14 protein-coding genes are annotated in these 11319 nt (G+C 50.1%); 1 reads left to right on the top strand and 13 read right to left on the bottom strand.

Translation table 11 applies throughout. From position 1 onward, the window contains the following. Window positions 1–186 precede the first annotated feature (186 nt). The 5 genes from KJS42_RS12100 to KJS42_RS12080 all read right to left on the bottom strand — a co-directional run bounded on the left by KJS42_RS12100 (window position 187) and on the right by KJS42_RS12080 (window position 2690). The gene (locus tag KJS42_RS12100) at window positions 187–600 is read right to left on the bottom strand and encodes a FixH family protein (RefSeq protein ID WP_213622977.1); all 414 of its coding nucleotides are present in this window, start codon (window positions 598–600) and stop codon (window positions 187–189) included. A gap of 51 nt (window positions 601–651) precedes the next feature. Then, window positions 652–1464, bottom strand: coding sequence for an HAD family hydrolase (locus tag KJS42_RS12095; RefSeq protein ID WP_213622976.1), 813 nt, complete (start codon window positions 1462–1464; stop codon window positions 652–654). A gap of 48 nt (window positions 1465–1512) precedes the next feature. Continuing rightward, entirely contained in the window at window positions 1513–2043 is a 531-nt protein-coding gene (locus tag KJS42_RS12090) for a hypothetical protein (protein ID WP_155605867.1), read from the bottom strand. Between the two features lie 12 nt (window positions 2044–2055). Further along, entirely contained in the window at window positions 2056–2229 is a 174-nt protein-coding gene (locus KJS42_RS12085) for a DUF896 domain-containing protein (protein ID WP_155605866.1), read from the bottom strand. Window positions 2230–2393: 164 nt separating this feature from the next. Next, window positions 2394–2690: a LysM peptidoglycan-binding domain-containing protein gene (locus tag KJS42_RS12080; protein WP_239483837.1), complete on the bottom strand. Its 297-nt coding sequence runs from the start codon at window positions 2688–2690 to the stop codon at window positions 2394–2396. 279 nt (window positions 2691–2969) lie between these two features. On the opposite strand from KJS42_RS12080, the gene lexA reads away from it, so the two are divergent. Then, entirely contained in the window at window positions 2970–3596 is a 627-nt protein-coding gene (lexA, locus tag KJS42_RS12075; protein ID WP_155605864.1) for a transcriptional repressor LexA, read from the top strand. Window positions 3597–3702: 106 nt separating this feature from the next. Here lexA and KJS42_RS12070 read toward each other — a convergent pair whose 3' ends face one another. The 8 genes from KJS42_RS12070 to KJS42_RS12035 all read right to left on the bottom strand — a co-directional run bounded on the left by KJS42_RS12070 (window position 3703) and on the right by KJS42_RS12035 (window position 11267). Next, the gene (locus KJS42_RS12070) at window positions 3703–3855 is read right to left on the bottom strand and encodes a hypothetical protein (RefSeq protein WP_213622975.1); all 153 of its coding nucleotides are present in this window, start codon (window positions 3853–3855) and stop codon (window positions 3703–3705) included. A 225-nt stretch (window positions 3856–4080) separates the two neighbouring features. After that, complete coding sequence (gene glnA / locus KJS42_RS12065) at window positions 4081–5418, bottom strand: type I glutamate--ammonia ligase (protein WP_193416165.1); 1338 nt, start codon at window positions 5416–5418, stop codon at window positions 4081–4083. A gap of 26 nt (window positions 5419–5444) precedes the next feature. Beyond that, on the bottom strand, window positions 5445–5855 hold the full coding sequence (locus KJS42_RS12060) for a MerR family transcriptional regulator (protein WP_155605861.1): 411 nt from the start codon (window positions 5853–5855) through the stop codon (window positions 5445–5447). A gap of 82 nt (window positions 5856–5937) precedes the next feature. Beyond that, the gene (locus KJS42_RS12055; RefSeq protein WP_193416164.1) at window positions 5938–7191 is read right to left on the bottom strand and encodes a methionine gamma-lyase family protein; all 1254 of its coding nucleotides are present in this window, start codon (window positions 7189–7191) and stop codon (window positions 5938–5940) included. An 18-nt stretch (window positions 7192–7209) separates the two neighbouring features. Beyond that, window positions 7210–8544: a GTPase HflX gene (gene hflX / locus KJS42_RS12050; protein ID WP_244868454.1), complete on the bottom strand. Its 1335-nt coding sequence runs from the start codon at window positions 8542–8544 to the stop codon at window positions 7210–7212. Window positions 8545–8923: 379 nt separating this feature from the next. Next, window positions 8924–9907, bottom strand: coding sequence for an AAA family ATPase (locus KJS42_RS12045; protein ID WP_155605859.1), 984 nt, complete (start codon window positions 9905–9907; stop codon window positions 8924–8926). A 112-nt stretch (window positions 9908–10019) separates the two neighbouring features. Beyond that, a complete protein-coding gene (locus KJS42_RS12040) occupies window positions 10020–10703 on the bottom strand; it encodes a YdcF family protein (protein WP_213622974.1) in 684 nt (227 codons plus the stop codon). 3 nt (window positions 10704–10706) lie between these two features. After that, a complete protein-coding gene (locus KJS42_RS12035) occupies window positions 10707–11267 on the bottom strand; it encodes a ribonuclease FAU-1 family protein (protein ID WP_213622973.1) in 561 nt (186 codons plus the stop codon). Between the last annotated feature and the right edge of the window lie 52 nt (window positions 11268–11319).

The raw sequence follows: 11319 nt of genomic DNA, 5'->3' as shown, positions 1-11319 counted from the left end.
AAGAGAGATTGGCGATTTCATTACGTCTCTTCACCCAATTCAACGGATTGTTATCCTATCGTTCAACTCAGAATTAAAACCCGAACAAACTAGAGTTCATCCTTTTGAAAAATTCGGAAATCTCATTAACGAAAAAAAGCTGCCACCCTTTAAGGGCAACAGCTAATCTTCAGGTTTGTCTCGAGCTTATTCCACCGTAAATTGCTTTGATGGCATGGAGTGCTGATCCCGCGCGGTGACATGGGAAATCACTTCATAGGTCCCTGACTCCTTAAACGAATGCTCCAGCACATATGTCCCGTTTCCGGCACTCTTCACTTTCACCTGGCTATGCTTCGCGTTGTCGTCGGCCGTGTTCCAAAATTCGAACATGACCTCCTTCGCATCATCCACATTCTCACCATGGTGAGTCACTTTCGCGGTAAACTTCACCGTGTCCCCAATCTTGACAATCGAGGGTGCGACCTCAAGCTCAACCTGAATAGGCTCCAGCGTCGTATCCGCCTGGGCGGATGTTGATTCTTTACTGCTGCATCCGGCGATAACGACCAACACAAGCGCGAGGGTGGTTAACAGCCCCGTTACCTTCTGAATTCGCATACTGATTTCCCTCCTTCCGCGACGGCTCCCGCCTCGTCATGTCGATCGTTCTTAGGTTAGATTAACCGAAGAGAGCTTGTCCAGAAGCTCATGCAATTCGGACAAGTGTTTGATCTCATAATCCGGTATGATTTCGCCGCTTAGCGTTTTGCCGTCCCGATTGACCCAGACAGCCGTCATGCCGACACTGAGCGCACCTTTGATATCCGTCGTCAGCTTATCCCCGACCATGATCCCCTCACCGGGTTCGATCGCCAACCGTTCCAGCGCATGCCGAAAAATAGACGAATCCGGTTTGCCTTTGCCAAAGTTTCCGGAAATGACAATCTCATCAAAATACGGTGCCAGTTCCGGCACCCCATCCAGTTTCTCCTGCTGAAGCGCCGGACAACCATTCGTCAACAGCAATAGCTTCACTTTGCCTTTCAATTCCTTAAGAACCTGGAACGTTTCCTCGTATACGTGGGGACGAGAGCGGCGTTCGCGTCCGAATTGCTCCGCCAACTCGCCGGCCAGCACTTCGTCATCGACTCCAAGTGCAAGCAGACCACGCCGCCAAGACTCCTTGCGATAGATCGGGGCTAGCTGCTCCAATTGGCGAAATTCCGGTTGTTCCCCTGCGGAGAACGTTGCCCATAATCCCTCAAACGGATTGATACCAATCATCGTTGTGAAAGGATAGGTTTCATAGGATTCATACAAGCTCCGGGCTTCCCGGCGTACTGCCTCTTCCAGTTCTTCGGGATTTAATCTCCCCAACTTGGCCGCCGCGCTTTCACATGTCGCCGCAAAAGCTTCTCTTACGCTCCGCTCATCCCAGAGCAGCGTGTCGTCCAGGTCAAAACATACCGCTTTGATCGTCATTCGTCCCAGCCCTCTCCGTTCTATCGCTTTATACTTGCAAATGTGGTTCTATTCTTTCTCCAGTTTTACATGATGGGTATTGGCATACAGTTCCAACCGCGTGGCCATTGCTTCCGTATCGAAGCGGTTGCGTGTGCGGTAGAACACCCATTTGGGTTCCCGTGTTTTCGGTTCAATCACAATTTTGTTCCGGCTAACCTTGATTTTGCTAATGTTACCGGCATCCAGCATGCGATCACGATTGAATTTCGAGGTGTACAGCCAGCTCTTGTTGATGCGCAAATAAGGCTTGCGAAGAAAAATGGCCAAAGCCAGCACAATATACAAAAAGATCGTCGCCCAATACAGCACCGAGTTCACTTCCGCAGAATTGCCGATGATCCCTACGCCGCCATACAGAAGGGCTAACAGGAACAAGAGAAAAGGCAAAATGATGTTGCGCCCTTTAAAAACATCACCTTCCCCGTTTGCCCCAAGCGTCGACCGTGAATTTCGCGTCGTCTGCCCAACTTGCGGTCCCTTGCCTTTCTTATTCATTCTTACTTGATTACGTTCTACTTTGCGATCAAACGAACCCATACCCGTTCCTCCCTATTTATCTACAATCTCGATCGACTCGAGCTGGTGCCGAAAATTCCTGCGAACGTTTTGCAGATACGTTTCCCGAAGCTGGGCTCTTTCCAATAGCTCGTCTTGCGATAATCCTTCTTCTTTGGCTTTTCGAGCCAGCTCATTAATCCGCTTAACCAACGCATCAATATCCATAAGTTCCTCCCACTTCTATATATACTATGCTTCCCATGGTGTTACACAGGGCATTAATTCTTACTTTGACATGAGAAAAAGAGCTTGTCAAGGCGACGGCAACCCCATCCCGCATCCTTGAAACAAGCTCTGGTTCTTCCTATATATCATAACTCGGTTAACCTCTAATGTTTGTTGGGCAACATCAGCGTATCTCCCGCTTGAATCGAGCTGGTACCGAGCCCATTGGTCCGCATCAACTTCTGAATGTAGACTCGCGTATCTTGACCTTGAGGCTTATGAGCCACGGCAATTTCCCACAAGGTATCTCCAGGCATCACCACAACATACTCTGCCCGCTCTTCCGTCGCGGAGTTGTCGATGGACGCTGCAAAGGCCTGTACCATACCGGTGCATGTGATGCTGAGAATGATCAGAAGCACGGCAATTTTGGACAATCTACTCTTCAGAAATGTACTCATATGTAATCTTCTTTCCATAGGACGACGAAAAGAAGGTTGTTCGTAGATGCTTTGATAGGAACTGTATTTCAACATATAACCATCACTCCAAACAAGTGTTCTGTTTTATGTAATCAATATAACACGAACATTTGTTTGATTCAATAGTTTTTTTCGAACGGTTGTTCTTATTTTTTTAGCTTTCGTATATTGATCTCTCTTTTTAGAACTAATGTTTGTACGAACGGAAGTTCTGTGTTATAATTTTTCCAAACGTTACTAAATGGGGTTGATCCGTACATGTCAAAGGTATCGAGCCGGCAACAGGCCATTCTTGAATTCATTCGCAACGAAGTACGCGCCAAAGGTTATCCACCTTCCGTACGTGAGATAGGGGAAGCCGTCGGATTGGCGTCCAGCTCCACCGTTCACGGCCATCTGGACCGCCTGGAGAAGAAAGGGTTCATCCGGCGCGACCCGACGAAGCCGCGTGCCATCGAGTTGTTGGGCCAAGAAGAGTCGGAGAATTACAATTTGTTTGCACATAGCATTGCCCGCGTTCCCGTTGTCGGGAAAGTAACTGCAGGCATGCCGATCACGGCAACGGAGAATATTGAAGATTATTTCCCACTGCCAGAGCATTACGCTGCTGACGGAGAAGTATTCATGCTTTCCGTGGTTGGCGACAGCATGATCGAAGCCGGAATACATAGTGGGGATTATGTGATCGTCCGCCAACAGCAAACGGCCAACAACGGAGAGATCGTTGTAGCCATGACGGAAGATGACGAGGCGACGGTCAAGACGTTTTATAAAGAGAAAGACCATATTCGCTTGCAGCCGGAGAATTCAACGATGGAACCGCTTCGTTTGAAGCATGTGACCATCCTGGGGAAAGTCGTCGGTCTGTTCCGCGACTTGCACTAATTTTCTAAATATGCGGCAATGATAACATCAAACAGGACGAAGCGATGGGTTTATATCGACTTCGTCCTGTTTGGTTTATCCGCCTTACGCATTCCCTTCCCCCTTACTAATCCCATTCGAGGTCCAGGAAGTGCATTAGATTGTAGCCTGTCTTTTCGCGGCGGCCGCGTGTGCCCCAACCAAATCCGGCACGTTCTGCTATCCACCACTGCTTTAACCGGTAGCGACAGCGTTGGTATCTTTTCAATTCGGTCACCATGTGACTACCTCCTTAATTCAATTCATCTCCCCCATCCTTTGCGCTTAGCTTGACCCAATACTTTCAAACGTATGTAAATAGGAACAAACCATTTGATGTCAAATCATTATCATTGGTCGCACATCTTGTCCTAATACTTGATTCAACGTACCCAGATACATGGATGCGTTTTACAAAAAAAAATCCCCCAACGCCAGGCGTTGAGGGATATGCGTAAACTTATTCTTAATACAATGTCATATATTGATCGCGTTCCCATTGATGAACTTGGGTACGGAAGATGTCCCATTCGATTTCTTTCAACTCGTAGAAATGAGTCAACGCATGGTCACCCAACGCTTCGCTAATAATTTCACTGCGCAGCAATTCGCCAAGCGCTTCCTTCAAGTCGGACGGAAGACTTGGGATCCCTTCTTCCACGCGTTCTTCCTCAGACATCACATAGATGTTGCGATCGACTGGATCAACCAGCGGGAGCTCCTTCTTGATGCCATCCAGGCCCGCTTTCAACATCACAGCCAAAGCTAAGTAAGGATTAGCAGCCGGGTCCGGGTTACGCACTTCAACGCGTGTGCTAAGGCCGCGGGAAGCTGGAATTCGGATCATTGGGCTGCGGTTGCTCGAAGACCAGGCCACATAGCAAGGTGCTTCATAGCCAGGCACGAGACGTTTGTATGAGTTTACGGTTGGGTTTGTGATGGCTGCAAATGCGCGAGCATGCTTCAGGATACCAGCCATATAGTGGCGTGCTTCGTTGCTCAGGCCCAGGCTATCACTTTCCTCATAAAACGCGTTCACGTTACCTTTGAACAATGATTGGTGGCAATGCATCCCCGAACCATTCACGCCGAACAACGGCTTCGGCATAAACGTGGCATGAAGCCCATGCTGACGAGCAATCGTCTTAACGACCAATTTAAAGGTTTGGATTTGGTCAGCGGCTTTGATCGCACTCGCGTATTTAAAGTCGATCTCATGTTGACCCGGAGCCACTTCATGGTGGGAAGCTTCGATTTCAAAGCCCATTTCTTCCAGTGTCAATACGATTTCACGGCGGCAATTCTCGCCGAGGTCCGTAGGGGCCAAATCGAAGTAACCGCCTTGGTCATTCAACTCGGTAGTAGGGTTGCCTTTATCGTCGGTTTTGAACAGGAAGAACTCCGGTTCCGGCCCAACATTCATCGCGGTGTAGCCCATCTCTTCGGCTTCCTTCAGCGCGCGTTTCAAAATCCCACGCGGATCGCCGGCAAACGGTGTACCGTCAGGCATATATACATCACAAATCAAACGTGCTACGCGATCCTCCGTCACCCAAGGGAAAATGACCCAAGTGTCCAGATCCGGGAAGAGATACATGTCGGACTCCTCGATACGAACATATCCTTCGATGGAAGAACCATCAAACATCATCTTGTTGTCCAACGCCTTCTCCAATTGGCTGACCGGAATTTCCACGTTTTTAATCGTTCCCAGCAAATCTGTGAACTGCAAACGAATAAAACGTACATTTTCTTCCTTGGCGATGCGTAAAATGTCTTCTTTGGTGTAATTCGAGTAACTCACCCTAACCTCTCCCAACGTTTAGATTATTATTTTTTGAAAAACCGCGACAGTTCGCCTTGGATCAAAGAAACTTGCCCCGGTTTGCTACCTGACACCAACTGCTGCTTCAACATACGGTAAATTTGGGAATCCGTCATTTCCTTCCGCTTCTCCTCGGTATCCTTCGTGATGACCGTCGCATCTAGAGATTCACGGGACATTGGGTTCATGACTTGCTTGATCCCGGCGATGTTCACGCCTTTATCGATGAGGCCCTTGATCTCCAGCAAGCGTTCGACATCATTGAGGGAAAACATTCGCTGATTCCCCGAGGTTCGCGCAGGTACAATCAATTCATGCTGCTCGTAATATCGTATTTGTCTTGCCGTTAAATCCGTAAGTTTCATAACGATACCAATAGGAAACAAGGCCATATTTCTGCGAATTTCCTCACTCATCGCTCTCAACCTTCCATTTCGATTCTCATGACCTTATCATATGTGAGTTATCCTGACATGTCAATAGATATGTTAGGATAACTTACAACAAGTTACGATCCTTCATCGTCTGAAGTGCGGTCAGGAGACCAAATTTAACATGAGAATAGGTTAAGCCGCCCTGCATATAAGCGATATAGGGGGCGCGAATCGGAGCATCCGCAGACAATTCCAGGCTTCCGCCTTGAATAAATGTCCCGGCCGCCATAATAACCGGGTGTTCATAACCCGGCATATCCCAAGCCTCGGGTACGACGTGGCCGTCTACAGCAGCGGCCCGTTGAATGCCCTGCACGAACGCAATGAGTTGCTCCGGTGCACTAAAGGCAATCGCTTGGATAAGATCCGTGCGCGGATCCTGCCATCCTGGCCGGCTTTGGAATCCCGCTTTCTCAAACAAAGCAGCGGCCAGAATGCTGCCTTTGACAGCTTGTCCTACGATCGTCGGGGCCAAGAACAGCCCTTGGTAGATTCCACGGGTTGTCCCCAACATCGCCCCGACTTCACCGCCGATCCCCGGTGCGGTCAAACGGTATGAGGCTAGTTTAACCAACTCCTGCCGTCCGCAAATATAACCCCCGGTTTCGGCCAAGCCACCGCCAGGATTTTTTATCAACGATCCGGCGATCAGGTCTGCCCCAACCTCCGTTGGTTCGCGTTCTTCGGTAAATTCGCCGTAGCAATTGTCCACAAAGACGATCAGATCCGGCTTGATCTCTTTCACGCGCCGGACCATCTCCTCGATCCGTGCAATGGTGAACGAGTCCCTCCAATCGTAACCTCGGGATCGCTGGATCCCGATTACCTTCGTCCTATCGGTAATTTTTTCCCTTACCGCCTGCCAATCGACTGTTCCATCGCTTAGCAATCCTGCTTCGTTATACGTGATCCCAAAATCCTGTAGCGAGCCGCTACCGTCTCCTGGTGTCCCTATCACTTTATGTAGTGTATCATAAGGACGACCTGTGATGTAGAGCAGTTCGTCCCCGGGCCGTAAGACCCCGAACAACGCCGTAGCGATCGTATGCGTGCCGGAAGCGAAATGCGGCCGCACCAGCGCGGCTTCTGCACCGAATACGTCCGCATATACTAGATCCAACACTTCACGGCCCCGGTCGTTATAAGCATAACCCGTCGAACCCGCAAAATGATAATCGCTGACTTGGTGGCGCTGAAAGGCTTCAATCACCTTCCATTGGTTTTGATCGACGATCCGGTCGACCTCCCGAAACCGGCTTCCCGCCTGTTGTTCGGCATCTTCCAGCCATTGTACAATTTCCTCAGAAAATCCTGCCATCGTTACGTTATCTCTCCCTTAATCCATTCCGTCGTTTGTCGTGCTTCCCTCTGTGAGAACTGGTTTGGGGATCGAAAAAGGAGCTAGCCGGTATCCATACTTATCGAAATCCGCCTGATTCACATCGATTTCGTAAATCATGACATCCTCGTCCATCTGCTTGTCCACCACTTCTCCTGCCCGATACAACACCGGGGTGAGATCGCCTCGTTCTGCAGGAATCCGAAACGTCTTGGTTCCGCCAGACAACTTGCGCTGCACGGCTTCGCGTATCGTCGCCAGATCCCCTTCGTCAAACGCGGAAATCTTCAAGTACCCTTCGCCTGTCGGCAGCATTTGCAGCCGTTCAGGCGGGCAGATATCCTTTTTGTTAAACAACACGATCTGAGGCTTTCCCCCTGCACCCAAATCGTTTAATATTCGATCCACCACTTTCACTTGCTCTTCGCGCATCGGCGAGGAGGCATCGACGACATGCAATATGAGGTCCGCCTCGTTAACTTCTTCTAACGTAGCCCGGAAGGCAGCGACCAAATCGTGTGGTAGATTTTGAATGAATCCTACCGTGTCCGTCAGCACCACTTCCTTACCGCCTGAGAGTGGAAGAAGCCGGGTCGTTGGATCAAGCGTAGCGAAAAGCTGATTCTCAACGAATACATCTGCAGAAGTCATTGCCTTAAGCAGCGTCGACTTACCGGCGTTGGTATAGCCGACCAGAGCAATTTGTACCACCCCGGTTTCTTTACGACGTGCCCGGTGCAACTGACGGTGTCGAGTGACCTCCTCCAGTTGACGTTTCAGCTCGCCGATTCGCCGGCGAATATGGCGTCGATCCGTTTCCAACTGACTTTCGCCTGGACCCCGAGTGCCAATCCCGCCGCCTAGGCGAGACAGGTTTTTGCCGTGGCCGGACAATCGCGGGAGCAGGTAAGTCAATTGAGCTAGCTCCACCTGGATAATGCCTTCCCTCGTTTTGGCTCGCTGCGCGAAAATATCAAGGATCAGCTGGGTTCGGTCGATGATTTTGACGTCCAGCATTTCCTCCAAGTTGCGGACCTGGGCTCCGGACAATTCCTGATCGAAAATCGCTGTATTAGCGCCTCGTTGCTGGATGACTTCGCGAAGCTCAAGCACCTTTCCCTTTCCGATGAACCACCTCGGGTCGGGTTTATCGCGATTTTGTACGATGGATTCAGCAACCTCGACCCCAGCTGTCTCGGCCAGCTGCACCAATTCGGCCAGAGAATATTCGGGGTCGACGCCGCTTTGCTTCGTTTCCGGTGTCACCAAGCTCACCAGTACGGCTACGTCCGGACGATGGGTGGTGGTCTCGTGCATTTGCAACCTCGGCATCATCACTACTCCTTAAAAGGGTATCAAAAAAACGGCGGCACTTCACGGTGCTTATTCAGAGTTGCTCTATCGGCGTCGAATCTTGAATTCAGCCGGGACCTCCGTTGCTCACGTAGGTTTCCCTACGCTCCGCTACTCGTTCCCTAGCTTCATCCAACCTTCTCGGTGCTGAGCCCCCGTTTTTTTGCTCATGATTTGAATCGGGTATCAAAAAAACGGCGGCACTTCACGATGCTTATTCAGAGTTGCTCTTTCGGCGTCGAATCTTGAATTCAGCCGGGACCTCCGTTGCTCACGTAGGTTTCCCTACGCTCCGCTACTCGTTCCCTAGCTTCATCCAGCCTTCTCGGTGCTGAGCCCCCGTTTTTTTGCTCATCTCTCACGTCTTCTTGGCGTCAAGCTTCAGGTCCTCGGTACGGAGGGTCATCAGCTCTAGCTTGCCCGGCGAACCGCCGCCATATTGATGAAGCAGACGCACGGCCTGCTGCCGGACGGATCGTTCGATCACGTTACGTACATAGCGGGCATTGCTGAATACTTGCTCGCTTTCGCATTTCTCCCGCAGCAAATGCTGCTTTAACTTGAGTATCGCCTGAGGCATCAAGATATAATCGCGTTCCTTCGCCATCCCTTCGGCAATTTGAATCAGCTGATCAATCGAATAGTCCGGAAAATCCATCTGAATCGGAAAACGGGAGGGCAGCCCCGGGTTAGTCGATAGAAAAAAGTCCATCTCATCCGAGTACCCCGCCAGGATAAGGATGAATTGATTCTTGTGATCCTCCATCGCTTTGACCAAGGTATCGATCGCTTCTTTGCCGAAGTCTTTCTCGCCACCCCGTGCCAAGCTGTAAGCTTCATCAATAAACAAAATGCCGCCGAGCGACTTCTTTACCAAATCACGCGTTTTCTGTGCCGTGTGACCGATGTATTCACCAACCAGATCGGCACGCTCCACTTCGATCAAATGTCCTTTGCTAAGCACCCCCATGCGTTGAAACATTTTAGCGACGATTCGTGCCACGGTGGTTTTACCGGTACCCGGATTGCCCTTGAACACCATGTGATACACCTGAGCGCCGGACAACAGTCCTGCTTCCGAGCGCATCGAGGCGATTTGCAAAAGCGCATATATCTCGTACATTAGATCCTTAATATGATCTAAACCGATTAGGTGATCCAGTTCCTTTTGAATTTCGGCAAAAAGCCCTTGCTGCGGCAACCCTTTTGCCGACGCTTGAGGCTCACTATCCGCAATCGCCTGCGAGACGACAGGCGGTTCAGTGCTGCGGAGAATCACGTTGATTTGACGCGACGGTCTCTCATCGGAAGAGCCGTTTCTGGCCATGACACGCCCAGACATAGGAAATCACCTCTTTATAAAGGTAGGGCTGAGAGGAAGTTCACAAAGCCAACTTGTTGAACACACATCTAAATGTATTCTCTCTCCCTGTCCGTTATTAGAAGTTTTGTCATCATATCAGGCCCATGGCAAGTCCTATTTGATCGAGCTTCCATTTTGTATACGCCAAAATTTCCCGGATCGTGTTGGGGATGGGCTTCAAAACCCTGGTTTCGGTTAACGAAAGTCTTGGTTCCTCGTAATCCAGGGCTCTGGCAATTTCAAGCGCGCGGTTACCATGATAGGTATGCGTCACAATTAATGCTGACGAAAGCCCCCGCTCCTTCATCATATCCTGGCTGAATTTGAGGTTCTCATAGGTACTGGTCGCTTTATTTTCAAGCAGCAACTTGTCCCGAGGCACTCCGTGCTGCTCCAAATAATTCGCCATCCCCTCCGCTTCGGTATAGTTTGAGGTCGACGTATCCAATCCTCCGGTAAGGAGAAACAATTGAAATCTCCCCGCTTCAAAATCCTTTAGGCTTTGTTCCAGCCGCTCCCGAAGCCCTGGACTAGGCTCGTCTCCCCACAGGGCCGCCCCAAGGACAATCCCGACATCCGCCGGCTCGCTTAATGTGGAATTGGCCGCAGGATTCCGCTCTACGCTGCCGATCTGAGCCAGCACAAACAACATCCAACCTATCCCGAGGAGAATGAACAAGAGTCCCCAACGAAAAATACGCTTCCCAACCCGGGCTCTTCGTTTCTCAAGTGTTTGACCTAACAACTCGTTTCCGCTTGGTTTGGCATGACGCATGGTTTATCCCCCTGGCTGATTCGGCTCCGAAGCCATAAACCCGCTCTGGTAATGATCCAGGGACAGGCGGAAATAGGGGAAACGCCGTTCCTTAATGTCGTGAAGTAGTCGCTGGGCCGTCTCCGTTGCCAGATCATAGTCTTTGACAGATATGAGACCTTTCGTTAACGCTTCGTCAAGTTCATCTTCATCCAATAAAAACACTTCGCGATTTTTCAGCACGACGATATCCAAATACAAATCATCAAACCAAGGTACCCCTTGGTCGGTGACCCCTTGCGTCTTGCAAATATCGATGTACCATTCCACGATCTCACCGTGATCATCAAACATTGCCGTCACGACGAAATGAGCTCCCTTAGGATAATACTGCAGCCAGGTGTAACCCTTGTCGGCGATCCGGAAGGTGTGTCCCCCGTAGGTCTTCCATAGCGGATCACGCAGGGCAAAAATGCTGTACAGTGTGACATATCCCGTAAACTCGTCGCTCTCCACAAACTTGGATTTGAATTGACGATGGGTTACACGGCGCCAATTCGCGCGGTCTCCGAATTTTCGCTTCATAAATAAGTTCCCTTTCAACACAATGTACTATCAGCTTACCATATTTGAAAGA

Source organism: Paenibacillus sp. J53TS2 (assembly GCF_018403305.1).
GTDB classification, from domain to species: Bacteria; Bacillota; Bacilli; order Paenibacillales; family Paenibacillaceae; genus Fontibacillus; species Fontibacillus rhizolycopersici.
This window is presented reverse-complemented; position numbering and strand designations above follow the sequence as displayed.